This is a genomic window from Streptomyces sp. NPDC001904 (assembly GCF_040297005.1).
GTDB lineage: Bacteria > Actinomycetota > Actinomycetes > Streptomycetales > Streptomycetaceae > Streptomyces.
The window spans coordinates 487,351-513,868 of the sequence record NZ_JBEOYI010000002.1 but is presented as its reverse complement, the minus strand read 5'-3'; the positions used below and the strand labels follow the sequence as shown (position 1 = coordinate 513,868).

The window sequence follows — 26,518 nt, the reverse complement described above, 5'->3', positions numbered from 1 at the left end:
CCGTACCGTGTGGGGTCACCCCCGCGCTCTGCGCCGCCTCCACCGAAGACCCAGACGACTGACGAAGGACCTCCTGAAGTGAATATCCGCTCCCTCACTCGAGGCGACGGCGTGGTGATCGGAGCAGCGGTAGTGCTGTTCATCGCCTCGTTCCTCGATGCGTTCGACAGCCCCGGCGGCGACATCCCGAATGCCTGGGACAGCCTCGGTCTCGTGATGGGGATGTACGTCTCCGGCATCATCGGCGCGGTACTGATCGTCGTCGCGCGCGGTTTCGGACAGCCGCGCCAGGTCGTCGGTCTCGACCTCGGGCAGTTCGGCGTCGCCCTGACGATCTTCTCGGCGTGGACGGCGCTGTGGACGATCTTCGATCCGTTCAGCTTCTACAGCGACAGCGTGCCGGACAGCGTCAGCGCCGGTGTCGGCCTGATCCTCGGCCTCATCGCCGCCCTGATCCTCGCCGCGGCGGCCGTCGCCACTCCCCTCGTCCCGGCCCTGAAGGGCGCTCTCGTCGGCGCCCCCCGCCCCCAGCAGCCGCAGCCCTACGGCCAGCCGCAGGGTGGTTACGGATACCCGGGCGCCCAGCAGCAGCCCGGCCAGCCGTACGGCGCCCAGCCGGGGCAGCCCGGTCCGGGGCAGCCCGGTCAGCCCGGCCCCGGCCAGCCCTACGGCCAGCAGCCGCAGGCGCAGGCCGCCGCCCCGGCCCCGCAGCCCGCCCCGACGCAGGGCGGCGCCTCCGACTTCTCGCCGTTCTGGTTCGCCGTTCCGGTGCCGCGCCCGCTGTACGCGGAGGACGGCAACCCGACGCCGATCGCCGAACTGGCCCCGGGTACCTGGTACTTGGCCGTCGAGCAGCGCGGCCCGGGCCTGATCGCCCAGACGCAGGACGGCCGTCGCGGCGTCCTCCAGGACACCAGCGGGATCCAGCGCGGCTGACACCGCACCGGCCCGCACAGCGCCTCGCGTCAGGCCCCTCGCCCACCTTCCGGGCGGGGGGCCTTTCGCGTACAGTCGCCCGGGAGCTGACGCACCGTCAGTTAGCGCCGACGGGAGGGGCTGACCACCATGCGCCTGGGCATCGCACTCGGCTACTGGGGACGCGGACCGGACCCCGGCCACCTCGGGCTCGTGCGGGAGGCGGAGGAGCTGGGCTACGACTCGGTGTGGACCGCCGAGTCCTGGGGCAGTGACGCCTTCACCCCGCTGACCTGGTTCGCCGCGCACACCTCCCGCATCCGGCTCGGCACCGCGATCGCGCAGATGGCGGCCCGCTCCCCCACCACGACCGCGATGCACGCGCTCACCCTCGACCACCTCTCGGGCGGCCGCATGATGCTCGGGCTCGGGCTCTCCGGGCCGCAGGTGGTGGAGGGCTGGTACGGGCGTCCTTTCCCGCGGTCCCCGCTGACCGCCACGCGCGAGTACGTGGACGTCGTGCGGCAGGTGCTGCGGCGCGAGGGGCCGGTGGCGGTCGACGGGCGGTTCCACTCCCACCCCTACCGCGGCGACGACGGCACCGGTCTCGGCAAGCCGCTCAAGCCCATCACGCACCCGCTCCGCGCCGATCTGCCGCTCCTGCTCGGCGCCGAGGGGCCGAAGAACATCGCGCAGACCACCCGGATCGCGGACGGCTGGCTGCCGCTGTACTGGTCGCCGACGCGGACCGACGTCTACGAGGCGTCGCTCACCGGCCTGCGCGAGGGCTTCATGATCGCTCCGATGGCCCGGGCGAAGGTGTGCGACGACGTCGCCGAGGGGCTGCTGCCCGTCAAGGCGATGCTGGGCTTCTACATCGGCGGCATGGGCCACGCGACCCGCAACTTCCACGCCGACCTGATGGCGCGGATGGGGTACGAGGCCGAGGCCCGGCGGATCCAGGAGCTGTTCGCCGAGGGGCGGCGCGAGGAGGCGGTGCTCGCGGTGCCGGACGCGTTCGCCGACGAGATCTCGCTCGTCGGGCCGCGCGCCCGGATCGCCGAGCGGCTGGAGCTGTGGCGCAAGGGCCCGGTGACGGACCTGCTGGTCCTCTCCCCGGACCCGCACACCCTGCGCGTCCTGGCGGAGCTCAACTCCTGACCGGCTCCCGTACGGCCGTCAGGAGCCCGATGTCAGCTGGGAGGCCGACGGCACCTTGTCCTTGACCTCGGCGCCCGCGCTCTTGCCCGCGTCCTTGACGCTGTTGATGATGTCGTCGAACGACCCGGCCACCGAGTCGACGCCGTCGCCCTTGCGCAGCTTGCTCGGCAGGTCCTTGAGCGCGTCGATGCCGGCGGTGAGCGGGGCGACGGCCTTGGAGAGCGTGGGGTCGCCCTCGGCGTTCTTCGCCGCGGCCTTCAGCCGGTTGTAGGTGAGCGCGCCCGCGAGGCCCGCCTTGACCAGCGCGAACTTGCGGCCGTCGGCGCCGGCCTTGAACTTGCCCGCGCGCCACGGCTTCACGATCCACTGGTAGGTGGCGCCGGCCGCGATGCCGGCGTTGGCCACGAACCGGGTCTTGGCGAGCTTCTGGCGCTCGGCCGAGCTGGACGGGGACGCGGACGACGAGGAGGCCGTGTCCTTGTCGTCGCCGCCGCACGCCGTGGTTCCCGCGACGAGGGCGCCGCACAGGAGGACGGACACGACCGTACGTCGCAGGGGAAGGGAGAAGCTGAGCACCGCGGGTACCTCCGGGGTGGGATGCACACTTCCCCGCAGCGTCACCCGTCCCCCGCATCATCGCCACTCGGGCGCCACCGTCCGGGTTTCATCGAACGGGTTGGGGTCAGACGGAGACCATGTCCTCTACTCGCAGCGGCAACAGCGCGGCCCGAGCGATCGTGGTCGTTGCCGACATCATGGCGCTGATACTCGGTCTGTGGATCCTGATGTACCTGCTCGATGCCAACCGCGGCAACGATCTGGTCCAGTGGATCCACCATGCGGCCAACTGGCTCGCCGGCTGGTCCCGTGATCTGTTCACCTTCGACGAGGCCTGGGCCCGCGTGGTCGCGGGATACGGTCTGGCCGCCGTCGTCTACCTCGCCATCGGCCACGCCATCGCGGGCCGACTGCGCTGATCCTCCCCCGCTAACCGCAGCAGTCCGGCTCCACGCCGGACGGCAGCTGCTCCCCTCCGAACACCTCGCACGTCGCCTCGTCTCCCCCCAGCGCGGCGACGGCCAGGAGCACGGAGCCCGCGGTCCACGTCGTCAGTTCCTCGGGCCAGATCGCCCGGTCCTCGAAGACGTAACCGGTCCAGTACAGGCCCGTCTTCGGATCCCGCAGGTGCTGGATGTCCTGAAGGATCGCGAGCGCACGGTCGGACTCGCCCATCGCCCACAGGGCGAGGGCGAGTTCGGCGCTCTCGCCGCCGGTCACCCACGGGTTCGGCACGACACAGCGCACGCCGAGGCCGGGGACGACGAAGGTGTCCCAGTCGGCCTCGATCCGGGCCTGCGCCTCGGCGCCGCGCAGCGCGCCGCCGAGGACCGGGTAGTACCAGTCCATCGAGTACCGGCTCTTGTCCAGGAAGCGGTCCGGGTGGCGGCGCAGCGCGTGCCGCAGCGCACCGAGCGCCAACTCCCAGTCGGGCTGCGGCTCTTCGCGCTGTTCGGCGATGGCGAGCGCGCAGCGCAGGGCCTGGTGGATCGACGAACTCCCGGTCAGCAGCGCGTCATTGACGGGCGTGCCGTCCTCCTCGCGCTTCCAGCCGATCTGTCCGCCGGGCTGCTGGAGCCGCAGCACCCACTCGACGGCCGCGTACACGGTGGGCCACATGCGGTCCAGGAACGCGTCGTCGCCGGTGGAGAGGTAGTGGTGCCAGACGCCCACGGCCACGTACGCGACGAAGTTGGACTCGCGGCCGCGGTCGGTGATGTCGTGCGGGTCGCCGTCGTGGTAGGCGGCGTACCAGGAGCCGTCCTCGTTCTGGTGCCGGGCGAGCCAGTCGTAGGCCCGCTCGGCGGCCTCGTGCTCCCCGGCCACGTCGAGGGCCATGGCGGCCTCGGTGTGGTCCCAGGGGTCGAGGTGGTGGCGGCGGAACCAGGGCAGGGCGCCGTCCGGGCGCTGCACCGCGAGGATGCCGCGCACCGTCAGACCGGCCTGATCCGCCGTCAGAACTCCTGGCAGGACGAGGAGTTCGGTCCTTTCGGGGCTGCTCACTCAGTGGCCCCGGCGGCCTTGGGCAGGTGCGGCTTGGTGGCGTACGCGACGAAGCTCTTGCCGACGACGGGGTTGAGCAGCTGCTCGGCGACCCGGGTCAGGGCGGGCTTCTTCATGATGTCCCAGACCAGGAGCTTGTGGTACGCCTTGACCGGCAGCGCCTTGTCGTTGTCGACGCCGAACGCGCACTTGAGCCACCAGTACGGGGAGTGCAGCGCGTGGGCGTGGTGGGTGCCGTACGGCTTGAGGCCCGCCTCGCGCATCCGGCCGAGGAGTTCGTCGGCCTTGTAGATGCGGATGTGGCCGCCCTCGACCTCGTGGTACTCGTCGGACAGCGCCCAGCAGACCTTCTCGGGGCCGTAGCGCGGGACGGTCACGGCGATGCGGCCGCCCGGCTTCAGCACGCGCACCATCTCGGCGAGCACCCCCTTGTCATCGGGGATGTGCTCCATGACCTCGCTGATGATGACGACGTCGAACGACTCGTCGGGGAAGGGGAGATGGAGCGCGTCGCCCTCCATCGCGGTGGCCGTGGCGCCGGCGGGGGCCTCACCGGCCTCCTTCATCGCGGCGAACCACTTGGCGACCTCGGCGATCTCCTCGGCGTTCTGGTCGAGGGCGACGACCTGCGCCCCGCGCCGGTAGCACTCGAACGCGTGCCGTCCGGCCCCGCACCCGAGATCGAGGACGCGGTCGCCCGCGGCGAGCGGGAAACGGGTGAAGTCGACGGTCAGCACGTGGCCCTGCTTTCCTCTGGGGTGTTCTGGTGAGGTCGTGACGAGACGGCGGGGGCGCGCTCCATCGACTCGCGGTACAGCTCGGCCGTGCCCTGCGCGGCCCGCGCCCAGGTGAAGCGGTCGAGGACCCGGGCGCGGCCGGCCGCGCCGAGCCGGCGGCGCAGCTCGGGGTCGGCGAGCAGCCGGCTCAGGCCCGTGGCGAGCGCGCCCGCGTCGCCGGTCGGGACGGCGAGGCAGGTCTCGCCGTCGGGCCCGGCGACCTCCGGGATCGCACCGCCCTTGGTGGCGACGAGCGGGGTCCCGGTGGCCATGGCCTCGGCGGCGGGCAGGGAGAAGCCTTCGTAGAGCGAGGGCACGCAGGCGACCTGCGCGGAGCGCACCAGGTCGACGAGTTCGGCGTCGCTGATGCCCTTCACGAACTCGACGGCGCCCTCCAGCCCGTACCGCTCCACGGCCTGCGCGACCGGGCCCTCCTCGGGCCGCTTGCCGACGACGACGAGATGGGCCTCGGGGTGGTCGGCGCGGACCTTGGCGAGTGCCTCGACGAGGAAGACGAGGCCCTTGAGCGGGACGTCGGCGCTGGAGGTGGTGACGATGCGGCCGGGGATCTCGGGCACGGCCGGGTCCGGGGAGAACAGGTCGGTGTCGGCGCCGATGTGGACGACGCGGATGCGGTCCTGCCGGACGCCGAGGTGCTGGACGATCTCGTCGCGGGAGGTGCCGGAGACGGTGAGCACGGAGGGCACCCGGCGGGCGACGCGCTTCTGCATGCGGGTGAAGGCGTACCAGCGGCGCTTGGACAGGCGCTGCTGCCAGGTCTCTGCGGCGTCCAGCTCCAGCTGCCGGTCCACGGTGATGGGGTGGTGGACGGTGGTGACCAGCGGGGCACCGATGTCGCCCAACAGGCCGTAGCCGAGCGTCTGGTTGTCGTGCACGACGTCGAACTCGCCGCGGCGGGCGCGCAGATGGCGGCGGGCGCGCAGCGAGAACGTCAGTGGTTCGGGGAAGCCGCCGGTGCGCATGGTGGCGAACTCGAGGGCGTCGACCCAGTCGCGGAACTCGTCGCGCTTCGGCGTGCGGAACGGGTCCGGGCTGCGGTACAGGTCCAGGCTCGGCAGCTCGGTGAGCGAGAGACCGGCGAGGTCCTCGCCGGCGTCGAGCACCGGATAGGGCTGCGCGCCAATGACCTCGACCCGGTGGCCGAGGCGGGCCAGCTCACGGGAGAGATGGCGTACGTACACGCCCTGGCCACCGCAGAACGGGTTGCCCTTGTACGTGAGGAGAGCGATGCGCAACGACTCCGCGGTCACTCCAGGCCACCCTTCTCTCCTGCTTGCCCGTGGACATCCCGGCCTGCCAGTGGACACTACGTGGGGACGCTAATCTAGAACAAGTTTCAGACTTGATCGTTCAATGAGGATCGAATCTACCGGCTGGTAGCGGGCCTGTGGCAGGCGGATCGGGTGATTCACGCCACGGGCCGTCACCGCGGGAGACGGAAGCGGACGGAAGCCGACGGATGCGGACGGAAGCAGGCAGATGACAGCTCCGGATGCCAGAAGCAGCGGCGCTCAGGGCGCCCCCGCACTCACCGAGCGACAGGAGGCGCGCCGCCGCCGGATCCTGCACGCGAGCGCCCAGCTCGCCGCGCGCGGCGGGTTCGACGCCGTGCAGATGCGGGAGGTCGCCGAGTCGTCCCAGGTCGCCCTCGGCACGCTGTACCGCTACTTCCCCAGCAAGGTCCATCTGCTGGTCGCCACCATGCAGGACCAGCTCCAGCACATGCACACCACGGTCCGTAAGCGCCCGCCGTCCTCCGACTCCCCCTCCGAGCGGGTCGCCGAGACCCTGATGCGCGCCTTCCGCGCCCTTCAGCGCGAGCCGCACCTGGCCGACGCGATGGTGCGCGCGCTGACCTTCGCGGACCGCAGCGTCAGCCCGGAGGTCGATCAGGTCTCCCGCCAGACCACGGCGATCATCCTGGACGCGATGGAGCTGGACGACCCGACCCCCGCCCAGCTCTCGGCGGTCCGGGTCATCGAGCACACCTGGCACTCCGCGCTGATCACCTGGCTCTCGGGCCGCGCGTCGATCGCCCAGGTGAAGATCGACATCGAGACCGTGTGCCGCTTGATCGATCTGACCTCGGCCGAATCCCGCCACTGAACCGCGTTTTTGTTGCCGTGCGCCCCTCCGACCTGCTGGGGCGCACGCTTCCGCGGCATGCGCCCTCGAACCTTCCGTTGGTGCGTCCTGCGAGTCGACATCCGGGATCTCCCCGCATCAAATGATTCTTGAAGGGACAAACAGGCTCGACCTACGCAGAGTTGACCACTCTGAGGGGGACATGTGATCCGGGTACTTCTCGTGCACGACTTATGCCTCATGCGAGGGGCCCTCGCCGAACGTCTGGCGAGGGAGCCCGACCTGGAGGTGCACCACACGCCCTGGCGCGGCGCGTCCCGCCGCGCGAGCGCGCTCCGGCCGCACCTCTGCGTGGCCGACCTGGACTGCGAGGAGAACTACGGGATGCCACCACTGGGAGACCTGCACACCGGCGGCCCGGGACGCGCGCTGCTGGTGCTCGCCACCTCCGGCCGCCCCGGCCTGCTGCGCCGGGCGGCGGAGGCGGACGCCCTGGGGTTCGTCGACAAGGCCGGGCCGGTGGAGCAGTTGCTGACGGGGATAAGACAGGTGGCCGAGGGCCGGCGGTACGTCGACGAGTCCCTGGGGTTCGGATTCCTGCAGGCCGCACAGAGCCCTCTGACCAGGCGGGAGCTCAGCGTGCTGTCGCTGGCCGCCGAGGGTGCGTCGGTCGCCGAGATAGCGCGCAGCCTGCACCTGTCGAACGGCACGGTGCGCAACTACATGGCCGCCATCACCCGCAAGACCGGCGCCCGCAACCGGGTCGACGCGATCCGCATCTCACAGGGGGCGGGCTGGCTGTGAGGACGGCCGGGCGGCGCCGTCCCACACCCCGGTCAGGTCCCGGTAGAGCGCGGAGCGTGCCAGCAGCTCCCGGTGACCGCCGCACAGGGCGTGCCGCCCGTCCATGACGAGGATCAGCTCGGCCCGGCGGGCCGAGCTGATCCGGTGGGCGATGACGACGAGGGCGCCGCCGGGCCGGGCCGCGAACGCCCGCTCCGCGCGCGCCTCGGCCGCCGGGTCGAGATGGCAGGTGGCCTCGTCGAGCACGGCCAGCGGGGCGGGCGAGAGGTAGGCGCGGGCCAGGGCGATCAGCTGGCGCTCCCCGGCGGAGAGCGCCGCGAGCACGGCCGGGCCGAGCGGGGCGTCGAGTCCGCCGAGCCGGTCCAGGAGCGGCCCGAGGCCCAGGACCTCGGCGGCGGCCGTCAGTTCGGCGTCGGGGACGCCGTCGGGGCGCAGATAGCCGAGGTTGGCGCGCAGGGTGCCGCCGAAGACGTACGCCTCCTGCGGGATCAGCACCCGCTGTGCGGCCGCCTCGCGCGAGCGGGCCGGGACCCCGCCGACCCGGACCTCGCCGGCGTCCGGCACGAGCAGCCCGGCGACGAGTCCGGCCAGGGTCGACTTGCCGATGCCGCTGGGCCCGACGACGGCGAGGTGGCCGCCGCGCGGGACGACGAGGGCGAGGCCGTCCAGCACCGGCTCGGCGCCGGGGCCGTAGGCGAAGGTCAGCCCGGAGACCTCCAGGGCCGGCGCTCCCGGCCGCGGCGCGTCAGCCTCCGTCGCGGGGTCCTGGGTCCCGCTCTCGTACGCGGTCAGCCTGCGCAGCACGACGACGAGGCGGGAGCCGCCGGTGCCGAGGCCGTGGATCAGGCTCTGCAGCGCGGGCAGCAGGGACTGGGTGACGTAGGCGACGGCGCCGACCAGGGCGCCCGGGGTCACTCCGCGCTCCAGGGTCCAGGGAGCGGTGAACAGGAGCAGCAGCAGAGGCAGTTGGCCGCCGAGGGCCAGCGCGAGGACCCGGGGCACCGACCAGCGCGCAAGCGTGCGCGAGGCCCGCGCCTCGCGGTCGACGAGGGTGCCCGCGGCGTCGGCCGTGGCGTCCTCGGCGCCTGCCGCGGTGACGTCCCTGAGGCCCGCGCACACCGTGCTGAGCCGGGTGGACACCGCTTCGTCGGCGGTGAGGAACGCCTCCTGGCGGCGGGCCAGCGGGCGCAGCGTGGCCAGGAACAGGGCGAGCCCGGCGACCAGCGGCGGGGCGACGACCAGCAGCAGGACGGGGGCGAGCGAGCACAGGCCGATCAGAGCGCCCGCCGCGGTGAACACGAACGACCGGGAGACCAGGACCAGGCCCGCGAAGGTGTCCCGGGCGATCTCGACCTGCTGGGTGAGCCGGGACACCGCTCCCCCGTCGGCGTCCCGCACCCCGCGCGCGACGACCCGGCGCACGAGCGCGTCCCGGGCCGGTTCGACGAGGTCGGCGACGGCGCCGTAGACCCGTGCGGTGCCCAGGGCGCCCACGGCCACCCCGAGGGCGGCGACGGCGAGCCAGAGCAGGCCGGTGCCCTGGCGTCCGGCGAGGAAGCCGTCGTCGAGGGCGCGGGCGAGCGCGAGGCCGAGCAGGAAGGTCTGGCCGGTCTCCAGGACCGACCACGCCGCGAGCCGGCCGAGCGGGCCGCGGCGGCGCAGCAGGAAGCGGACGCCGAGACGGGAGAGTTCGCTCACGCGGGGCCGTCCTCCCCCGCGAACACCGCCCGGTAGGCCGGATCGCGCCACAGCCGCTCGTGCGGGCCGAGGGCGCGGACGCGGCCGCCGTCGAGCCAGGCGACCGTGTCGGCGCGGGCCGCGGTGGTGGCGCGGTGCGCGACGATCAGGCGGGTGGCGCCGGGGGTGTGGTCGAGGAGGGCGGCGGCGATCTCGTGCTCGGTGACGGTGTCGAGGCTGGAGAGCGCGTCGTCCAGGACGAGCAGCCGCCCGCCGTGCGCGAACGCCCGCGCCAGGCCCAGGCGTTGGAGTTCGCCGCCGGACAGCGGCACGCCCGCGCAGGCGGTGGCGTAGCCGTCGGGCAGGCGGCGCACGAACGAGTCGGCGCGGGCGGCGCGGGCGGCCGGGACCACCCGGTCCTTCGGCGCGCCCAGCGCGATCGTGTCGGCGAGGGTGTCGCCGAGCAGGGCGGGGCGCTCGAAGGCGTGGCCGACGGCGGCGCGCAGGGCGGCGCGGCTCAGGTCGGGCAGCGGTACGCCGTCGAGGAGGACGGTGCCCTCGTCCGGGTCGGTGAGGCGGCCGGCGAGCGCGGCGAGCGTGGACTTGCCCGCGCCGGACGCGCCGACGACGGCGAGGGTGCGGCCCGCGGGCACGGTCAGGTCGACACCGTCGAGCACGGTGCGTCCGGCGCGCCGGGCCGTCACGCCGCGCAGCTCCAAGTGGCCACCTTCAAGCGGGAGTTCGGCGGTTCCGTGACGGGGTGCGGGCTGGTCGAGGACCTCGGCGACGCGGCGCCCGGCGGTCCGGGTGCGGACCAGGGCGCCGAGGTCGCCGACGAGCGCTCCGACGCCGGTGGCGAGGACGGCGTAGCGGGAGGCGGCCAGCAGCGCGCCGATGGACAGGTGGTGGTGGAGCAGGAGCAGGCCCGCCGCCGCGATCACCGCGATCTGGAGCAGCGGGGCGAGGGTGACGGCTCCCGCGCTCGCCCGGCCCTGCACCCGCCACATCCGCAGGCCCTGGCGGGACAGTTCGGGCAGCGGTGCGAGGACGCGCGCGGTCTCCCGGTCGGCGGTGCGGGCGGCGGCGATGGTGCGGGCCCCGCCGATCGCCTCGGTGAGCCGGGTCGCGAGGTCGCCCTGGGCGCGCAGGTAGCCGCTGACGCAGTCGGAGGTGGCGCGCGCGAAGGCCCGCAGGAGCAGGGCGAGGGCCGGGGCGCCGACGAGGAACACGAGCGCGAGGCGGAGGTCGATGAGTCCGAGGGCGACGATCGCCCCGAGGGGGGTGAGCAGGGTCGCGGTGAGGGCGGCGACGGTCGCGGGGGCGGGCCCGGCCTGGGCGGTGCCGCCGACGAGGCGGGCGACCAGGTCTCCGGCCGGGAAGCGGGCGGTGGCGCGCGGGCCGGTGTCCAGGACGTGCCGGACGAGGCGGTGGCGCAGCCAGGCGGTGGTGCGGGCGGCGGTCGTGCCGGTGAGGACGTCCTCGCAGCAGTCGAGCAGCGTGCCGGCGGCGACGAGCGCGGCACTGATCGTCAGCCAGTGGCGCGCGTCGCCCCCGGCGTGGCCGTCGAGCAGGGCGTCCAGGGTGCGCCCGAGGACGTAGGGGAGCAGCAGGCCGACGCCCGCGCCGGCGGTGCTGAGCAGGCACAGGGCCACGCAGCGGGCGGCGCTGTGCCGGATCGCGGCGCGCAGCAGGGCGTCGTCGCCCGGCTGCTCGACGGCAGGGGCGGGCCCGCCCTCCGAGGAGGACGGGCCCGCGGTGCTGCTGTCGGTCACAGGCACAGAAGGGTGCTGTTGGAGCTGAACTTGTCGCAGAGCAGCAGGCTGACGTTGCTGCCGGCGCCGCCACCGCCACCACCGTGGGTCGCGTCGGCTTCCATGTTCTGCAGGTCGAGAAGGGCCATGGTGAATCCTTTCGTCTGCGGCACGTGGGTACGTGCCGCCGGGGACGGGTGGTGCGGTTGGGACACGGTTCCGGGCAGGGCCGGAGCCGGCTCTAGGGCCGCCGGAGCGGCGGGAGGAACGGCAGGTGGGCCGGGGTGCCGTGGGCGGCGCCCAGGGCGAGCAGGCAGCCGGCCGTTCCGGTGGCGAGGTCCATGGACAGGCGCATCATCTGGTGGCCCGGGAAGGCGAGATGGTCGCGGTAGCGCATCGACAGCCAGCCGAGGCCGTCGATCTGCGCGGCGAGGTGGCGGGCCTCGGCCTGGGGCGCGGTGGTGCGGGCGAGGTGCAGGATCATGCCCGCGCGGCCTTCGAAGAGGCCGGGCTGGATGTAGAAGCGGGAGCTGGCGGCGGTCACGGCGCCCGCGCGGGCCCGTTCCAGTTCGGGGTCGGGCGCGAGGGCGAGGTAGTCGTCGACGACCATGCCGATGCCCGCGCTGCCGTCGGCGAGGTACGGCATGGTGCGCCAGCCCTCGTCGACGTGGAGGCCGCCGTCGGACGAGGTCCGGCAGCGCTGGAGGTCCAGTTCCAGGGCCTGCCGCGCGAGGCGCAGGAGGGCCGGGTCGCCGGTGCGTTCGTGGCGGCGCAGCAGGAACAGGGCGGGGCCGCTCAGCCCGCGCATCAGGCCCGCCCTGCGCGGCGACCCGCCGTTGCCGTCGGCGGCCAGGGCCTCGGTGATCCGCTCGGCGACGATGGCGGTGGCCTCGGCGGCGCGGTCGGCGAGGGCGCTCTCGCCGGTGGCGTGCGCGAGGTGGTCGAGGACGAGGCCGACTCCGGCGAGGCCGCTGTGCAACTGCACGGCGAGCCGTTGCCACTTCTCTCCCAGCAGGGTGTCGACCTGGTCGAGGGCGCGCTGCGGGTGGCCGAGGTGGTGCAGGACGTACGCGATGCCGGCGAGGCCGTCGTAGAGCCCGAGCGCGGTGCCGCGCGGCGTCGGCGCGGTGTGGTCCAGGAGCCAGCGCTCGCCCTGCTCGAAGCGGCCGGCGCCGACCAGGTCGAGGGCGTAGAGGACGCCGGCGGCACCGTGCGCGAGGCCGAGCCCGCCGCCGGTGGCGAACTGGACGACGTCACCGGGGAAGAGCCGGTCGTCGCGGTCGGGGGTGGCCGAGGCGAGGATGCCCGCCACCATGGAGTCGCGGCTGCGCGGCCAGTCGGCCGGCTCCGGCAGGGCGGTGGCGCGCGGCGCGGTGCGGCTGGGGACCGCCGGGGCGCGCTCCTCCCCCGGGCCCGCGTCCCGGGTGATCTCGGCGACGGCCTCGTCGAGGAACGTCCGGGGCACGGTGGGGAATTCGGCGGCGATCACGTCGGCGAGATGGGCGGCCTTGCCGCGGTCGACCACGAACAGCGTGGTGACGGGCAGGAACATCGCGAGGCGCAGGCAGGCGAGGGCGTAGCGGTCGATCTCGGGTCCGCTGCGGTCGAGCGGCGCCCAGAAGCCGGGGTGGGCGAGCAGCTGGCCGCCGCTCTCCTCGACGCGGGTGGCGGCCTCGAAGTCGATGAGGGTGACCGTGTGTTCGTCGGGGTCGACCATGATGTTGAACATGTGCAGGTCGTTGAAGACGACGCCGCGTTCGTGGACCCGGGCGACGGCGGCCTCGACCGCGGCGACGATCCCGAGCGCCCAGGCGGTGTAGGCGGCCACCTTCTCGGGGTCGGGGTCGGCGGCGAGCAGCGGATGCCGTTCGGCGAAGTAGGCGTTGAGCGGGCGGCCCGGCACGTGGTCCATGACGAGGAAGCGGTGGTCGTCGACGAGGAACCAGTCGCGGGCCTCGGGGGCGACGCCGAGCCCGGAGAGTCTCTCCAGGGCGGTCTTCTCGCGCTCCAGGCGGGCGATGGCGTCGGCGCCGTCGGCGGCCAGGCCGGCGTGCGGGCGGCCCTCCTTGAGGACCACGGTTCTGCCGTCGCGGGTGTCGACGCCGCGGTAGACACCGCCGCCGTTGGAGAAGTGCAGCGCCTTCTCGAAGCGGTAGGGCAGATCGGCGACGGTGGTGGCGTTGCGGGCGTCCAGGTGCGGCTTGAGGAAGCCGGGCAGGGTCACCCACTCCGGCACCTGGAACGCGGGCTCGCGGTTGTCCGGCACGAGCCGTCCGGTGGCGTCCTCGACGGCGCTGACGAGGGTGCCGCGCGGGTCGACGACCATGCGGCGGGCGAACGCGCCGTAGCGCACGAACAGCGGCCCTTCGCCCCAGCGGAGGTCGGTCAGGATGTACGGGCCGTCGAAACCGGCCAGCAATTCTCCGAGTTCCACGAGTATGCGATGACATCGCTCGTCGTCGGCCGGGTATATGGTGGCGAACTTTCCGCTGGTGTCGCGCCCGGCGTATTTCGCGTTCCGCAGATGGAGCAGGTGCGGAGCCGGTACGAATTTGAACGGTATCCCGCGGGATATGCAGTAGTCCCAGATGATCGCCGCGGTCTTGTCGGCGTTGGCCCGGGTCGCCGTCGCGTGGATCTTCCAGCCCTGCCAGGGGCCCTGGCGCGGGGTGCCGTCGTCGGCGAGGGGCGTGAGACTCAGCCACTCGCCGTTGCTGTCGGCGCGCCATCCGGCGGGGACCGGCCGGCGGGCGGTGTCGAACTCGGGCAGCGTGCGGCCCTGCCCGTTCCCGGAGAGCCGTTCCGGCGTCTCGTAGAAATTCGGGTCGGCAAGCGCGTATATCTCGTACCGCTTGTCCATGCGTCCGTTGCCCTCCTCGGCGTCCCGTTTCTCGGGTGGCGACCGGAACCGAGATTGACACGCGGTGAAGGAGGCCGGACAGTCACAGCTGTCATGAGATGACTGTGCGGAATGCACGGGGAATTGGAGTTCGAGTCGGGCGTTCGCGCGGGCGGAATCCGCTTTCTGTCCGGTGCCGGGGCGGGCGCCTCGGTACAGCAACGCCCGCCCCGGCCACGCGTCACTCCTCGGGCGGGAACACCGCCTCGCCGTTGTCCTGGAGGGTGATCATGATCGCCTCGACGGGGCAGCCCTCGGCGGCCGCGAGAACCGGCTCGTTGGCGTCCGTGTCGGGGTGCTCCGGGTGGGACTGCCGGGCCGTGTCCAGGCGGAAGGCGTCCGGCGCGTGGTTCACGCACATGCCCGACCCGATGCACACGCTCCGGTCGACCTCCACGTGCCACCGGTCACCCATGCTCAGGCCCCCTCGGGCTCGTACCCGGCGGGCAGGTGGATCATCTTGTGCTCGAAGTACTCGCCGTACCCCTCGGGCCCGAACTCCCGCCCCACGCCGCTGTTCTTGTAGCCGCCGAACGGGCCGAGCATGTCGAGGCTGAAGGTGTTGACGCTGTACGTCCCCGTCCGCACCCGGCGCGCGACGTCGATGCCGCGCTCGACGTCGGCGGTCCAGACGCTGCCGCTCAGGCCGTAGTCGGAGTCGTTGGCGATCTTCACGGCCTCGGCCTCGTCCCCGTAGGGAAGCAGGCAGATGACCGGGCCGAAGATCTCCTCGCGGGCGATGCGCATGGAGTTGTCGACGTCGCCGAAGAGGGTGGGTTCGACGTACCAGCCGCGCTCGAAGCCCTTCGGCACGCCGCCGCCGGTGAGGATCTTGGCGCCCTCCTCCTGGCCGATGCGGATGTAGTCGAGGGAGCGCTGCTGCTGGCGCTTGGCGACCAGGGGGCCGAGTTCGGTGGCCGGGTCGAGGGGGTCGCCGACCTTGAGGGCGCCGGCCGCGCTCGCGAAGGCGTCGGCGAACTCCTCGTAGCGGGAGCGCGGGACCAGGATGCGGGTCTGGGCGACGCACGCCTGGCCGTTGATCATCCACGCGAAGGGGACGATGCCCGCGACGGCGCTCGCGGCGTCGGCGTCCTCCAGGATCACGGCGGCGGACTTGCCGCCCAGCTCCAGCGTGACGCGGGTGAGGTTGCGGGAGGCGACCTCCATGACGCGCTTGCCCGCGCCGACCGAGCCGGTGAAGGAGATCTTGTCGATGCCCGGGTGGGCGACCAGGTACTCGCTGACCTCGCGGTCGGCGGGCAGGATCGAGAGGACGCCCTCGGGCAGCCCGGCTTCGGCGGCGATCTCGGCGAGGAGGTAGCCGTCCAGCGGCGTCTCGGGCGAGGTCTTCAGGATCACCGGGCAGCCGGCGAGCAGCGCGGGGGCGAGCTTGGCGGCGGCGGTGAACTGCGGGACGTTCCAGGGGACCACGGCCGCGACGACGCCGACGGGCTCGCGGCGCACGAGGAGCTTGCCGAGCACGCCGTCGCGGGCCTGCTCGTACGTGAAGTCGCGGGCGACGGTGATCGCGGAGTCCCAGACCATCATCGCGGCGAGGGCCTGCACCATGATGCTGGCGGTGAACGGGGTGCCGTTCTGGCTGCTGATGACGCGGGCGATCTCCTCGTGGCGCACCGCGAAGGCGTCCTTGATCTTCGTGACGACCTCGATGCGCTCGTCGAGCGTCATGCGCGGCCAGGGCCCCTCGTCGAAGGCCCGGCGGGCGGCGGCGACGGCCCGGTCGACGTCGGCGGGCGCGGCGTGCGGCACCCGGCCGAAGACCTCTCCGGTGTGCGGGGAGACGACCTCGATGACGTCCTTGCCGAGGGGATCGGTCAACTCCCCGCCGATGAACAGCTGTCCGTGTTCCACGAGCTCGGTCATGGCTGACTTCCTCTTCCCCGACCATTTCTGACGGTGTTTCAGAACTGATACCAGTTCTAGTTGGGATACGGAAGGGTGGGAAGGGGCCGGGCACGACGAGCGACCGGGCATAGGGTGCGCGGATGCTTCCCGAGCCGATCCGCACCCCGCACCTCACCCTGCTGCCGCTGGCCGTGACCCACGCCGACGAGATGGCGGCGGTGCTCGCCGACCCGGCGCTCTACACCTTCACCGGCGGCGAGCCGCCGTCAGCCGGGGCGCTGCGCGCGCGGTACGCCCGCCAGGTGGCGGGGTCGCCCGACCCGGCAACCGCGTGGCTGAACTGGGTGCTGGAGGAGACCGGCTCGGAGCGGCTGACGGGATACGTGCAGGCGACCGTGGCCGACGACGGCACGGCCGATGTGGCCTGGGTCGTGGGCACCCCGTGGCAGGGGCGCGGCTTCGCCCGGGAGGCCGCGCTCGGGATGGCGGGGTGGCTGGCGGCGCACGGCACGGCGGAGCTCGTCGCCCATGTCCACCCCCGGCACCACGCGTCGGCGGCGGTGGCGCGCGCCCTCGGGCTCACGGCGTGCGGCGAGGACGACGAGGGCGAGACCGTCTGGCGCGGACCGGCCGCCGATCCGGGCGACCGGGGCAACCATTGAAACAAGTTCTACAAGTTCCATTACAGTGACGGGAGTTCGGCACGGCGGCCGGTGCCCCTCGGACACGGGCTGGGGGACCAGTGACGGAGGCGACAGAGGTGGCACAGGTGACGAAGGCTACGCAGGTGACCGACCACGGCGGAGGCGTGCAGAGCATCCGGGTCCCGATCCCCGACAACCCTCTCGGCCACACCCTCGTCTACGTCCTCGACACCGACGCGGGACCGGTCCTGGTCGACACCGGCTGGGACGATCCGGAGTCCTGGGACACGCTGACGGCCGGGCTCTCGAACTGCGGCACCTCGGTCGGCGACCTCGCGGGCGTCCTGATCACCCACCACCACCCCGACCACCACGGGCTGTCGGCGAAGGTGCGCGAGGCGTCCGGCGCCTGGATCGCGATGCACGAGGCGGACGCGGCCGTGGTGCGGCGCACCCGGGAGAACGACCCGTCGCGCTGGTACGCGTACATGGCCCGGAAGCTGGAGGCCGCCGGGGCGCCCGAGGCGCACGTGGCGCCGCTCACCCGCGCCCGCGACGACGGCGTCCCGCGTCGTCTGCCCGGCCTCGACCCGGCGCTGCCCGACCGCACCATCACCCCCGGCGACCTGCTCCCCCTGCCGGGCCGCAGGCTGCGCGCGATCTGGACGCCGGGCCACACCCCGGGCCATGTCTGCCTGCACCTCGAAGAGGACCACCCGGCCCAACTCCCCGGAAACGGGCGCCTGTTCAGCGGCGATCACGTCCTGCCGGGCATCACCCCGCACATCGGCCTGTACGAGGACCCGGACGACACCACCGTCACCGACCCCCTCGGCGACTACCTCGACTCGCTCGAGCGCGTCGGCAGGCTCGCCCCCGCCGAGATCCTCCCGGCACACCAGCACACCTTCACCGACGCGCCCGCCCGCGTCCGGGAGCTGCTGGAGCACCACGAGTCCCGGCTGACCGATCTGCTCTCCCTGCTCGCGGTGCCGCTCACGCCCTGGCAGCTCGCGGAGCGCATGGAGTGGAACCGTCCGTGGGCCGAGATCCCGTTCGGCTCGCGGACCATCGCGGTGTCGGAGGCGGAGGCCCATCTGCGCCGGCTGGTGAAGCTCGGACGGGCGGAGGCGGCCGCGGGCAGCGACCCGGTGGCGTACGTCGCGGTGCCCTGACCGGAGCGTCACCGGGACGCCGTCCCGGGGTCCGGGGATCTTTGCCGCACCTGGATGGTCGGGTGGAACACGCAGGCGTATGGTCCTGGCCAAGAGCTCACTTGAGCTGGAACGACAAGGGGGCGGCCGCCGATGGCGCCGGACGAGGCTGTGGTCGGCTGTACGGGGAAGCTGGTGCTCGGCACACGGGGTGCCGGGGGGCCGGGCGAGGTGCTGGTACGGGTCAGGGGCGGGACCGAGACGTTTCTCGCGTGGTCCGACGAGCCTCTGGAGCGCGGGACGACCGTGCTCGTGATCGAGTCGCGCGGCACCCGGCAGGTCGTGGTCATGGCCTGGACCGATCCTCTCCTCGCCGACGGCGACGGCGGCGCCCGCTAAGGAGACGTCAAGGATGTTCGGATATCGCGTTCCCGCCCCCGACGAGGCGATGTTGATCTCGGGTGGCAGGCGGGGACTTGGGGGAGCGCCGTTCCGCGTCGTCACCGGGCACGGCAAGTTCGTGCTGCCCGTGTTCCGCAAGACCCGCTTCCTGTCGCTGGCCATGGCGGAGGCGGAGGTCGTCGAGAAGTGCGTGACCAAGCAGGGCATCGCGCTGACCGTGCGGGCCGTCATCGCCTTCAAGGTGGGCAACGACCACGAGTCGATCGTCAACGCCGGGCAGCGCTTCCTGTCCGACCAGGAGCAGATGTCGGTGCTCACCGGGCGGATCTTCGCCGGTCATCTGCGCTCCATCATCGGCTCGATGACCGTCGAGGAGATCGTCACCGAGCGGCAGAAGCTGGCGACGGAGGTGCTCGACACCTCCAAGGCAGAGATGGCGAAGATCGGGCTGCACGTCGACTCGCTGCAGATCCAGTCCATCGACGACGGGGCCACCGGGTACATCGAGGCCATGTCGCAGCCGCACAAGGCCGCCATCCAGCGCGCCGCGAAGATCGCGCAGGCGCAGGCCAACCAGGCCTCCGTCGAGGCCGAGCAGGCGGCGGCGCGCAAGCAGGCCGAGTTCGCGCGGCAGACCGCGATCGTGCAGGCCGAGTTCAGCGCCGAGGTGGACCGGGCCAAGGCGCAGGCCGACCAGGCCGGGCCGCTGGCGCGGGCGCACGCGCAGCAGGAGGTGCTCGCGGCGCAGACCGAGCTGGCGCTCAGGCAGGCCGAGCTGCGGGAGAAGGAGCTGATCGCGGAGGTCGTGAAGCCGGCGCAGGCCGATGCCGAGCGGATCCGGGTGCTGGCGCTGGCCGAGGCCGAGCGCATGAAGATCCAGGCCGAGGCCGCGGCGTCCTACGACCGGGTCGCGCTGGACCGGATGCTCATCGATCAGTTGCCGCAGATCGTGAAGGAGGCGTCCGCCGGGCTCGCCGGGGCCAATGTGAACGTCCTGAACGGGGCCGACGGTCTCGGCGAGATCGCGGCCGGGCTCGTCGGGCAGGGGCTGACGATCCTCGACTCGGTCCGCAAGAACCTGAGCGGTGACGAAGCGGGCTCCGCCGTCGAGCGGTACCTGGGCGGTCCCCGGGGCTCGGACGACGGCGCCGTCGAGGTCCGCTGACACGTTCCCGTGCGGCGCCGTCGTGGGCCGGTCCCGGGTCGTTCTTCGTGCCCGGCCCGGTGGCCGCTTCTCGCGCAGTTCCCCGCGCCCCTGAGATGCCTTCGGCATCCAGGGGAGGCTGCGCGCAGCGCATGCCTCAGGGGCGCGGGGAACTGCGCGACCAGCCCCCACCGGGGCCGCGGACGAACGACGGACCCGGCGCGGCACGACCCCGAAACCTGGCGCCCGGTACAGTGAAGGCGTCGTCATCAAGCGTGTGTGAGGGGAAGCCGGTGGGAGTCCGGCGCTGACCCGCAACCGTCACAGCCGGATTGCCTCACCCGCCTCATGATCGGCTCAGAACCGTCGAGGCATACGGAGCTGGAGCCGCCCGGTAGCAGCAGCGTGCCGTGCCGCCCGGCTCCCCGCAGGGAGAGGCACCCGCCCCAGCATGAACATTCGCCGCAGCGCCGCACTCGTCGCCGCGACCGTCGTGATCGGCGGCGCGGCGGCGCCGGCCGCCCTCGCGGACGGTGCCTCCCCCTCGGCGTCCCCGAAGGTCGTCGTACCCAGCGGTCTGTACGGGTCGAGCGACCCCACGTACGACGGCGTCTGGCGCCAGTCCCTCGCCTTCGTGGCGCAGAAGACGGAAGGCGTCCGGCCCGCCGCGAAGGCCGTCGACTGGCTGGCCGGGCAGCAGTGCGAGGACGGCGGCTTCGCCGCCTTCCGGGCCGAGCCGGGCAAGGCCTGCGACGCCAGGACGCCCGTCGACAGCAACAGCACGGCCGCCGCCGTCCAGGCCCTGGCCGCCGTGGGCGGCCGCGACGGCGAGGTCGCCAAGGGCGTGGCCTGGCTGAAGAAGAACCAGAACGGCGACGGCGGCTGGGGCTACAACCCGGGCGGCGCCAGCGACGGCAACTCCACCGCGGTCGTGCTCGGCGCCCTGTCCACCTCCGGCGAGGAGCCCGCCGAGGTGCGGTCCGGCTCCGGCAAGTCCGGCCTCGACGCCCTCGGCACCCTGGCCCTGCCCTGCTCGGACGGGAAGAACGGCGGCGCGCTCGCCTACCAGCCCGGCAAGAAGGGCGAGCTCGTCGCGAACGCCGACGCCACCGCCGCCGGTGTCCTCGGCGCCCTCGGCTCCGGTTTCGCCGCCGAGAAGGGCGACGCCCCGGACGCGTACACCTGCGAGAGCGGCGACGCGGCGAGGACCGCCGACGGCATCGCGCACAACGGCGCCGTGTACCTCCAGAACCAGCTCTCCACGCACCTGTACCTGAAGTCGCAGCTGGCCGGCGCCGCCGACCAGCCCGACTACGGAAACACCGCCGACGCGGTGACGGCCGTCGCCGCCGCCGAGGGCATCAAGTACACCAAGGACCCGTACGCCTGGCTGGAGAAGAACGCGCAGGACTGGGCGAAGGGCGCGGGGCCCGCCGCCTACGCGCAGTTGATCTTCGCCGCGCACGCCACCGGCAACGACCCGCGGGACTTCGGCGGCACCGACCTGGTGAGCGCGCTGAACAAGACGGGCCCCGAGCCGGCCTCCGGCAAGTCCGCCGACTCCGCCGACGAGAAGAAGGACGACGGCGGCAGCGGGGTGTCCTGGTGGATCGTGGGCGTCATGTTCATCGCCGCCGTCGGCGCGGGCATCCTCATCAGCGGGCGTAAGAAGCAGCAGAAGTGAGCCGCGCCGCCCGACTGCTGCTCGTCCTGCTCGCGGCCGTCCTCGGCCTCGCCGTCGCCGCGCCCGCGCAGGCCGCCGGGTACCGGTACTGGTCGTTCTGGGAGAACGACGGCGGCTCCTGGACGTACGCGACCATGGGCCCCTCCCAGAGCAGGCCGTCGGACGGGGACGTCGAGGGGTTCCGGTTCGCGGTGAGCGCGGACTCGAAGGACGCCACGAAGCCGCGCGCCGCCGCCGACTTCGACGCGGTCTGCGGTGACACGGCCGCGCGGGACGGGAAGAAGCGGGTCGCCGTCGTCATCGACTTCGGCACGGCAGCGGACGCGCCCGACGGCGAGACTCCGCCGAAGGCGCGCACCGCGTGCGCCCGGGTCGGCGGGGACGCGACCGCCGCGGACGCGCTGGCCGCCGTCGCCGAGCCGCTGCGCTACGACAGCAGCGCGCTGCTGTGCGCCGTCTCCGGGTATCCGAGGACCGGCTGCGGCGAGCAGGTCGGCGGGCAGGAGCGGCAGCAGTCGCCGGGCGCCACGGAGTCCTCGAAGAAGTCGGGCGGCTCGCTGCCGTCCGTCGGCGTCCTCGCGGGGGTCGCCGCCGTCGTCGTGCTCGGCGGTGCGGCGATCTGGCAGGCCAAGCGCCGCCGCGGCTGAGCCATGGGTCTCGACGCACTGCGGGCCCCGCGGGCGAGCCGTTCCCGTTCGCTGCACCCGGGCGCCTGGTGGATCTGGGCGCTCGGCCTCGGCACCGCCGCCTCCCGCACCACGAACCCGCTGCTGCTCGCGCTGCTCGTCGGCGTCGCCGGATACGTGGTGGCGGCGCGCCGCACGGAGGCGCCGTGGGCGCGGTCGTACGGCGCGTTCGTGAAGCTGGGACTCGTCGTGATCGGCATCCGGCTGGTGTTCGCCTGCTTCCTCGGCTCCCCCATCCCCGGCTCGCACGTCGTGCTGACGCTGCCCGAGGTGCCGCTGCCCGACTGGGCGCAGGGTGTGCGGATCGGCGGGCGGGTGACGCTGGAGGGCCTGGTGTTCGCCCTGTACGACGGGCTGAAGCTGGCCGCGCTGCTGATCTGCGTCGGCGCCGCGAACGCGCTGGCCTCCCCGTCGCGGCTGCTGAAGTCGCTGCCGGGCGCGCTGTACGAGGCGGGCGTCGCGGTCGTCGTCGCCCTGACCTTCGCGCCGAACCTCGTCGCCGACGTCCGGCGGCTGCGGGCGGCCCGCCGCCTCCGGGGCCGCCCCGACAGCGGGCTGCGCGGGCTGCTCCAGGTCGGCCTGCCCGTCCTGGAGGGCGCGCTCGAACGGTCGGTGGCCCTCGCCGCGGCCATGGACGCGCGGGGCTACGGGCGCACCGCAGAGGTGCCGCCCGCCGTGCGCCGGGCCACCGCCGCGCTCACCCTGGGCGGTCTGATCGGCGTGTGCGCGGGCACGTACGGGCTGCTCGCCTCCTCGGGCGCCGGGTACGGGCTGCCCGTGCTGCTCGCCGGGGTCGTCGCCGCGCTCGGCGGGCTCTGGCTGGGCGGGCGGCGCTCGGTGCGCACCCGCTACCGGCCCGACACGTGGGGTGTGCGGGCCTGGCTCGTCGCCGGATCGGGTGCGGTCGCCGCCGCCGTGATGATCTGGAGCGCCGCCCGGGACCCGGCCGCGCTCGCGCCGTCCGTGGTGCCGCTGACGGCGCCCGCGCTGCCGCTGTGGCCGGCCGCGGGGGTCCTCGTCGGACTCCTTCCGGCATGGGTCGCGCCGGTCCCCGAACCCGTACAGCGAAAGCAGGAGTCGTCGTCATGATCCGCTTCGAGGACGTCTCCGTGACGTACGACGGCGACCGGACGCCCACCGTGCGCGGCATCGAGCTGCACGTGCCCGAGGGCGAGCTGATGCTGCTGGCCGGGCCGTCCGGCGTCGGCAAGTCGACGCTGCTCGGCGCGGTGAGCGGGCTCGTGCCGCACTTCACCGGGGGCACCCTGGCCGGACGGGTCACCGTGGCCGGGCGCGACACCCGGACGCACAAGCCGCGCGAGCTCGCCGATGTCGTCGGCACGGTCGGCCAGGATCCGCTGGCGCACTTCGTGACCGACACCGTCGAGGACGAACTCGCCTACGGGATGGAGTCGTTGGGGCTGCCCGCGCCGGTCATGCGGCGCCGGGTCGAGGAGACCCTCGACCTGCTCGGGCTCGCCGGTCTGCGCGACCGGCCCATCGCCACGCTCTCCGGCGGCCAGCAGCAGCGCGTCGCGATCGGTTCCGTCCTCACCCCGCACCCGCGCGTGCTGGTGCTCGACGAGCCGACGTCGGCGCTCGACCCTGCCGCCGCCGAGGAAGTGCTCTCCGTGCTCCAGCGGCTCGTGCACGATCTCGGGACGACCGTGCTGATGGCCGAGCACCGGCTCGAACGGGTGGTGCAGTACGCGGATCAGGTCGCGCTGCTGGCCGGGCCCGGGGAGCCGTTGCTGGTCGGGGACCCGGCCGCCGTGATGGCCGAGTCGCCGGTGTATCCGCCGGTGGTGGGTCTGGGGCGGCTGGCGGGATGGTCGCCGTTGCCGCTGACGGTCCGGGACGCGCGGCGCGCCGCCGGACCGCTCCGGGACCGGCTGGCCGCAAGAACAGCCCCTCCGGCGTTCGAGGAGCGGGGTCCGGGGCGGAGCCCCGTGGCGGTGACGGGATCGCCGCTCGCGGAGACAGCCGGGCTCGGCGTCCGCAGGGGCCGCGTCGACGCCCTCCGCCGAGTCGACCTCCGGGTCGCCGGAGGCGAGATCGTCGCTCTGATGGGGCGGAACGGCGCCGGGAAGTCCACGCTGCTCTCCAGCCTCGTGGGGATGATCAAGCCGACCGTCGGATCGGTGCGGGTCGACGGGCTCGTGCCGCACAGGGCGACGCCCCGCGACCTCATCCGCAAGGTGGGGCTCGTCCCGCAGGAACCCCGCGACCTGCTCTGCGCCGACACGGTCGGCGCCGAGTGCGCCGCCGCCGACAAGGACGCGGAGGCGGCCCCCGGCACCTGCCGGGCCCTGCTCGGCGACCTCCTGCCGGGGATCGCCGACGACACGCACCCGCGCGATCTGTCCGAGGGGCAGCGGCTCACCCTGGCGCTGGCGATCGTGCTGACCGCCGCGCCGCCGCTGGTGCTGCTCGACGAGCCGACGCGCGGGCTCGACTACGCGGCGAAGGGCCGTCTCGTCACGGTCCTGCGCGGGCTGTCGGCGCGCGGGCACGCCATCGTCATGGCCACGCACGACGTCGAGCTGGCGGCGGAGCTGACCCACCGGGTGGCGATCCTCGCGGACGGCGAGATCGTCGCGGACGGGCCGACCCCGGAGATCGTCACGTCGTCGCCGTCGTTCGCGCCGCAGGTGGCGAAGGTGCTGGCGCCGCAGCCGTGGCTGACCGTCGCCCAGGTCCGGGAGGCGCTCGCGTGACCCCCGTCCCCGACCGGCAGGCGAACCCCGTCCGGCTCGGCCCGCGCTCCGTCGCCGCGCTGCTGCTGGTCAGCGCCGTGGGCGTGGTCTCGATCGGCTGGCCGCTGATCGCCGGGCCGGGCTCGCAGGTGACCGCCCATTCCCAGGACGCCCCCTGGCTCTTCGCCGCGCTGCTCGTCCTGCTCGTCGCCGTCGTCGCCGCGACGATCTCCGAGTCCGGCATGGGCCCGAAGGCCGTCGCGATGCTCGGCGTGCTGGCGGCGGCGGGCGCGGCGCTGCGGCCCATCGGCGCGGGCACGGCCGGGATCGAGCCGATGTTCTTCCTGATGGTGCTCAGCGGGCGGGTGCTCGGGCCCGGCTTCGGGTTCGTGCTCGGCTCGCTCAGCATGTTCGCGTCCGCGCTGCTCACCGGCGGGGTCGGGCCGTGGATGCCGTTCCAGATGATCTCCATGGGCTGGTTCACGATGGGCGCCGGGCTGCTGCCGGGGGCGGACTCGCTGCGCGGGCGGGGCGAGCGGCTGATGCTCGCCGCCTACGGGTTCCTCGCCGCGTTCGCGTACGGCACGATCATGAACCTGTCGGGCTGGCCGTTCATCGACTCCCTCGCGTCGTCCGTCGCCTACCAGCCGGACGCCCCGCTCCACGACAACCTGGCCCGCTTCCTCGCCTACTGTCTGGCGACCTCGCTCGGCTGGGACCTGGGCCGGGCCGCGCTCACCGTCGTGCTGACCCTGGTCGTCGGCGGCGCCGTCCTGAAGGCGCTGCGCCGGGCCACGCGGCGGGCCGCCTTCACCGCCGACGTCAGCTTCGACGAGCCGCGGCCCTGAACCACTCCGCGATCCCGGGTGCGGCCTTCTGGAAGCTGCCGAAGTGGTCCGCCTTCCCCTGGTCCAGGACCGGGGCGCCGCCGAGCCGCTTCGCGCAGCTGTGGGCGTTGCCGATCGGGACGTCCGTGTCGGACTCCCCCGCGTACAGCCGCACCGGCACGTCCGGCTTCCAGGCGCAGCTGCGGTCGTTGGCGTCGATCGCCGCCTTCAGCGCTCCCGTGGGGTGCTTCATCCGCGCGGCGAACCCGGGGGTGAGCAGTTCCTCCACCGAGCCGGGCAGGCTCGTGACGATCTCCTCCTCGGTGTGCCGGCCGTCGTAGAGCGCCTCGACCCGGTCCGCGTACGGGGCGCGGAAGGCCTCGGCGGGGTCCCGGTAGAGGGGGCGGAGCCGGTTCTGGGCCACCAGGAAGTACGAGGTGTAGACGACGCCGCTCGCGGGGTTGACCCGGCCGTCGAAGAGGGCGGGGATCTCCTGGCCCGACAGGTCGTAGGGGCCGCTGACCGGGGCCAGCGCCCGCAGCCGGAAGCCGTGTGCCGGGCCGCGCCGCAGCTCCTTGCCCAGTGCCATCGCCACCTGGCCGCCCTGGGAGAAGCCGGTCGCGTACACGTCGCCGGTGAGCGGGCGGTCGAGGCGGCGGCCCGCCTCCCGGGCGGCGCGCAGCATGTCGACGGCGGCCGTCACGGACGAGGCGGTGTCCATGTAGGGATGGGTGCCGGGGCCCTGCCCGAGGCCCAGGTAGTCGGGGGCGGCGACGGCCTTGCCGGTGGACGAGGCGTAGAGGTACGAGGGGATGCGGCCGAAGTCGTCTCCGACGGAAGGGGCGTAGTCGCGGGCGACCATCGTGCCGTGGGTGTCGGAGACGAGGCCGAGCCGGTGGGCGCCGCCGGCCGGGACGGTGAACAGGCCCGTGGCGGTGGTGGGCCGGCCGTACGCGTCGAGCGTGCGGTAGGTGAGCCGGTAGGCGCGCACCCCCTGCCGCACCGTCCCGGTGTCCATCTCGTGGTCGGCGAGCCAGCGCGTGACCCCTGCCCGGTCGAGGGAGGCGACGGGGGTGACGGAGACGAGCGACCCCCGTGCGCCAGTCGCCGTCCCCGTGCCCTGTCGCGCGGCGACGGCGGGGGCCGCGGCGGCGCCCGCGAGCAGCAGCGCCACCGCCCCGGCGAGGCCGCGCCGCACTGCCGAAGTCCCCATGAACGTACGCGAGTTGTGCGAGTGGTTGGTCATGGTTCGACGGTAGGGATCG

General features: G+C 73.6%; 25 protein-coding genes. 14 read left to right on the top strand and 11 right to left on the bottom strand.

Translation table 11 applies throughout. From position 1 onward, the window contains the following. Nucleotides 1-78 precede the first annotated feature (78 nt). On the top strand, nucleotides 79-936 hold the full coding sequence (locus ABT127_RS04835; RefSeq protein ID WP_351444567.1) for a hypothetical protein: 858 nt from the start codon (nucleotides 79-81) through the stop codon (nucleotides 934-936). 129 nt (nucleotides 937-1,065) lie between these two features. Further along, complete coding sequence (locus ABT127_RS04830; RefSeq protein ID WP_351444566.1) at nucleotides 1,066-2,076, top strand: LLM class F420-dependent oxidoreductase; 1,011 nt, start codon at nucleotides 1,066-1,068, stop codon at nucleotides 2,074-2,076. Nucleotides 2,077-2,094: 18 nt separating this feature from the next. Here ABT127_RS04830 and ABT127_RS04825 read toward each other — a convergent pair whose 3' ends face one another. Then, complete coding sequence (locus ABT127_RS04825) at nucleotides 2,095-2,652, bottom strand: hypothetical protein (protein ID WP_351444564.1); 558 nt, start codon at nucleotides 2,650-2,652, stop codon at nucleotides 2,095-2,097. A gap of 119 nt (nucleotides 2,653-2,771) precedes the next feature. On the opposite strand from ABT127_RS04825, the gene ABT127_RS04820 reads away from it, so the two are divergent. Then, nucleotides 2,772-3,053 carry a hypothetical protein gene (locus ABT127_RS04820; protein ID WP_111662027.1) on the top strand — a complete coding sequence of 94 codons (282 nt, stop codon included), beginning with the start codon at nucleotides 2,772-2,774 and terminating at the stop codon, nucleotides 3,051-3,053. A 10-nt stretch (nucleotides 3,054-3,063) separates the two neighbouring features. Here ABT127_RS04820 and ABT127_RS04815 read toward each other — a convergent pair whose 3' ends face one another. From ABT127_RS04815 to ABT127_RS04805, 3 genes are read right to left on the bottom strand one after another with little or no spacing between them, the layout of a single operon-like run. Next, entirely contained in the window at nucleotides 3,064-4,137 is a 1,074-nt protein-coding gene (locus ABT127_RS04815) for a prenyltransferase/squalene oxidase repeat-containing protein (RefSeq protein ID WP_351444562.1), read from the bottom strand. Next, complete coding sequence (locus ABT127_RS04810; protein WP_351444561.1) at nucleotides 4,134-4,874, bottom strand: class I SAM-dependent methyltransferase; 741 nt, start codon at nucleotides 4,872-4,874, stop codon at nucleotides 4,134-4,136. Before ABT127_RS04810 ends, ABT127_RS04815 begins: the two co-directional genes overlap by 4 nt. After that, nucleotides 4,868-6,184 (bottom strand): glycosyltransferase family 4 protein, encoded by a 1,317-nt coding sequence (locus ABT127_RS04805; protein WP_351444559.1) that lies wholly within the window; start codon nucleotides 6,182-6,184, stop codon nucleotides 4,868-4,870. The genes ABT127_RS04810 and ABT127_RS04805 overlap by 7 nt, the downstream gene beginning before the upstream one ends. 229 nt (nucleotides 6,185-6,413) lie before the next feature. Here ABT127_RS04805 and ABT127_RS04800 point away from each other — a divergent pair, with 229 nt between their 5' ends. Together ABT127_RS04800 and ABT127_RS04795 are read left to right on the top strand one after the other, a co-directional pair. Beyond that, nucleotides 6,414-7,040: a TetR family transcriptional regulator gene (locus ABT127_RS04800; RefSeq protein ID WP_351444557.1), complete on the top strand. Its 627-nt coding sequence runs from the start codon at nucleotides 6,414-6,416 to the stop codon at nucleotides 7,038-7,040. 219 nt (nucleotides 7,041-7,259) lie between these two features. Continuing rightward, nucleotides 7,260-7,823 (top strand): response regulator transcription factor, encoded by a 564-nt coding sequence (locus tag ABT127_RS04795; RefSeq protein ID WP_351444555.1) that lies wholly within the window; start codon nucleotides 7,260-7,262, stop codon nucleotides 7,821-7,823. On the opposite strand, the gene ABT127_RS04790 is transcribed toward ABT127_RS04795, so the two are convergent. From ABT127_RS04790 to ABT127_RS04765, 6 genes are all read right to left on the bottom strand, one after another. After that, entirely contained in the window at nucleotides 7,800-9,521 is a 1,722-nt protein-coding gene (locus tag ABT127_RS04790; RefSeq protein WP_351444552.1) for an ATP-binding cassette domain-containing protein, read from the bottom strand. The two genes, ABT127_RS04795 and ABT127_RS04790, sit on opposite strands and share 24 nt — an antisense overlap. After that, nucleotides 9,518-11,272 carry an ABC transporter ATP-binding protein gene (locus ABT127_RS04785; RefSeq protein WP_502971631.1) on the bottom strand — a complete coding sequence of 585 codons (1,755 nt, stop codon included), beginning with the start codon at nucleotides 11,270-11,272 and terminating at the stop codon, nucleotides 9,518-9,520. Before ABT127_RS04785 ends, ABT127_RS04790 begins: the two co-directional genes overlap by 4 nt. Then, nucleotides 11,269-11,400 carry a SapB/AmfS family lanthipeptide gene (locus ABT127_RS04780; protein ID WP_351444550.1) on the bottom strand — a complete coding sequence of 44 codons (132 nt, stop codon included), beginning with the start codon at nucleotides 11,398-11,400 and terminating at the stop codon, nucleotides 11,269-11,271. The genes ABT127_RS04785 and ABT127_RS04780 overlap by 4 nt, the downstream gene beginning before the upstream one ends. Before the next feature lie 92 nt (nucleotides 11,401-11,492). Then, entirely contained in the window at nucleotides 11,493-14,111 is a 2,619-nt protein-coding gene (gene lanKC / locus ABT127_RS04775; protein ID WP_351444547.1) for a class III lanthionine synthetase LanKC, read from the bottom strand. A 220-nt stretch (nucleotides 14,112-14,331) separates the two neighbouring features. Beyond that, a complete protein-coding gene (locus tag ABT127_RS04770; RefSeq protein ID WP_351444544.1) occupies nucleotides 14,332-14,565 on the bottom strand; it encodes a ferredoxin in 234 nt (77 codons plus the stop codon). A gap of 2 nt (nucleotides 14,566-14,567) precedes the next feature. Continuing rightward, the gene (locus tag ABT127_RS04765; protein ID WP_351444541.1) at nucleotides 14,568-16,034 is read right to left on the bottom strand and encodes an aldehyde dehydrogenase; all 1,467 of its coding nucleotides are present in this window, start codon (nucleotides 16,032-16,034) and stop codon (nucleotides 14,568-14,570) included. 122 nt (nucleotides 16,035-16,156) lie between these two features. Here ABT127_RS04765 and ABT127_RS04760 point away from each other — a divergent pair, with 122 nt between their 5' ends. The 9 genes from ABT127_RS04760 (at nucleotide 16,157) to ABT127_RS04720 (ending at nucleotide 25,274) form a co-directional block, all read left to right on the top strand. Next, nucleotides 16,157-16,678, top strand: a complete 522-nt coding sequence (locus ABT127_RS04760; protein ID WP_351444538.1) for a GNAT family N-acetyltransferase — start codon at nucleotides 16,157-16,159, stop codon at nucleotides 16,676-16,678. A 107-nt stretch (nucleotides 16,679-16,785) separates the two neighbouring features. Further along, complete coding sequence (locus tag ABT127_RS04755) at nucleotides 16,786-17,835, top strand: Strvi_7410 family MBL fold metallo-hydrolase (protein ID WP_351444535.1); 1,050 nt, start codon at nucleotides 16,786-16,788, stop codon at nucleotides 17,833-17,835. 132 nt (nucleotides 17,836-17,967) lie between these two features. Next, on the top strand, nucleotides 17,968-18,213 hold the full coding sequence (locus ABT127_RS04750; protein ID WP_351444532.1) for an NfeD C-terminal domain-containing protein: 246 nt from the start codon (nucleotides 17,968-17,970) through the stop codon (nucleotides 18,211-18,213). 13 nt (nucleotides 18,214-18,226) lie between these two features. Beyond that, a complete protein-coding gene (locus ABT127_RS04745) occupies nucleotides 18,227-19,381 on the top strand; it encodes a flotillin family protein (protein ID WP_351444530.1) in 1,155 nt (384 codons plus the stop codon). 430 nt (nucleotides 19,382-19,811) lie between these two features. Next, entirely contained in the window at nucleotides 19,812-21,044 is a 1,233-nt protein-coding gene (locus ABT127_RS04740; RefSeq protein WP_351444527.1) for an SCO2321 family membrane protein, read from the top strand. After that, a complete protein-coding gene (locus ABT127_RS04735; protein WP_351444524.1) occupies nucleotides 21,041-21,691 on the top strand; it encodes an SCO2322 family protein in 651 nt (216 codons plus the stop codon). The genes ABT127_RS04740 and ABT127_RS04735 overlap by 4 nt, the downstream gene beginning before the upstream one ends. Before the next feature lie 3 nt (nucleotides 21,692-21,694). Further along, nucleotides 21,695-22,819 (top strand): CbiQ family ECF transporter T component, encoded by a 1,125-nt coding sequence (locus ABT127_RS04730; RefSeq protein ID WP_351444521.1) that lies wholly within the window; start codon nucleotides 21,695-21,697, stop codon nucleotides 22,817-22,819. Next, nucleotides 22,816-24,447: an ABC transporter ATP-binding protein gene (locus ABT127_RS04725; protein ID WP_351444518.1), complete on the top strand. Its 1,632-nt coding sequence runs from the start codon at nucleotides 22,816-22,818 to the stop codon at nucleotides 24,445-24,447. The genes ABT127_RS04730 and ABT127_RS04725 overlap by 4 nt, the downstream gene beginning before the upstream one ends. Next, complete coding sequence (locus ABT127_RS04720; RefSeq protein WP_351444515.1) at nucleotides 24,444-25,274, top strand: ECF transporter S component; 831 nt, start codon at nucleotides 24,444-24,446, stop codon at nucleotides 25,272-25,274. Before ABT127_RS04725 ends, ABT127_RS04720 begins: the two co-directional genes overlap by 4 nt. Here ABT127_RS04720 and ABT127_RS04715 read toward each other — a convergent pair. Then, on the bottom strand, nucleotides 25,249-26,499 hold the full coding sequence (locus ABT127_RS04715) for an alpha/beta hydrolase family protein (RefSeq protein ID WP_351444513.1): 1,251 nt from the start codon (nucleotides 26,497-26,499) through the stop codon (nucleotides 25,249-25,251). The genes ABT127_RS04720 and ABT127_RS04715 overlap by 26 nt on opposite strands. Nucleotides 26,500-26,518 lie beyond the last annotated feature (19 nt).

What these genes read in the sequence shown, in the direction of transcription:
- ABT127_RS04830 (WP_351444566.1), top strand. Translation starts at nt 1,066, where the DNA reads ATGCGCCTGGGCATCGCACTCGGCTACTGGGGACGCGGACCGGACCCC.
- ABT127_RS04820 (WP_111662027.1), top strand. Translation starts at nt 2,772, where the DNA reads ATGTCCTCTACTCGCAGCGGCAACAGCGCGGCCCGAGCGATCGTGGTC.
- ABT127_RS04800 (WP_351444557.1), top strand. Translation starts at nt 6,414, where the DNA reads ATGACAGCTCCGGATGCCAGAAGCAGCGGCGCTCAGGGCGCCCCCGCA.
- ABT127_RS04795 (WP_351444555.1), top strand. Translation starts at nt 7,260, where the DNA reads ATGCGAGGGGCCCTCGCCGAACGTCTGGCGAGGGAGCCCGACCTGGAG.
- ABT127_RS04780 (WP_351444550.1), bottom strand. Translation starts at nt 11,400, where the DNA reads ATGGCCCTTCTCGACCTGCAGAACATGGAAGCCGACGCGACCCACGGT.
- lanKC (WP_351444547.1), bottom strand. Translation starts at nt 14,111, where the DNA reads ATGGACAAGCGGTACGAGATATACGCGCTTGCCGACCCGAATTTCTAC.
- ABT127_RS04770 (WP_351444544.1), bottom strand. Translation starts at nt 14,565, where the DNA reads ATGGGTGACCGGTGGCACGTGGAGGTCGACCGGAGCGTGTGCATCGGG.
- ABT127_RS04765 (WP_351444541.1), bottom strand. Translation starts at nt 16,034, where the DNA reads ATGACCGAGCTCGTGGAACACGGACAGCTGTTCATCGGCGGGGAGTTG.
- ABT127_RS04760 (WP_351444538.1), top strand. Translation starts at nt 16,157, where the DNA reads ATGCTTCCCGAGCCGATCCGCACCCCGCACCTCACCCTGCTGCCGCTG.
- ABT127_RS04750 (WP_351444532.1), top strand. Translation starts at nt 17,968, where the DNA reads ATGGCGCCGGACGAGGCTGTGGTCGGCTGTACGGGGAAGCTGGTGCTC.
- ABT127_RS04745 (WP_351444530.1), top strand. Translation starts at nt 18,227, where the DNA reads ATGTTCGGATATCGCGTTCCCGCCCCCGACGAGGCGATGTTGATCTCG.
- ABT127_RS04740 (WP_351444527.1), top strand. Translation starts at nt 19,812, where the DNA reads ATGAACATTCGCCGCAGCGCCGCACTCGTCGCCGCGACCGTCGTGATC.
- ABT127_RS04730 (WP_351444521.1), top strand. Translation starts at nt 21,695, where the DNA reads ATGGGTCTCGACGCACTGCGGGCCCCGCGGGCGAGCCGTTCCCGTTCG.
- ABT127_RS04725 (WP_351444518.1), top strand. Translation starts at nt 22,816, where the DNA reads ATGATCCGCTTCGAGGACGTCTCCGTGACGTACGACGGCGACCGGACG.
- ABT127_RS04715 (WP_351444513.1), bottom strand. Translation starts at nt 26,499, where the DNA reads ATGACCAACCACTCGCACAACTCGCGTACGTTCATGGGGACTTCGGCA.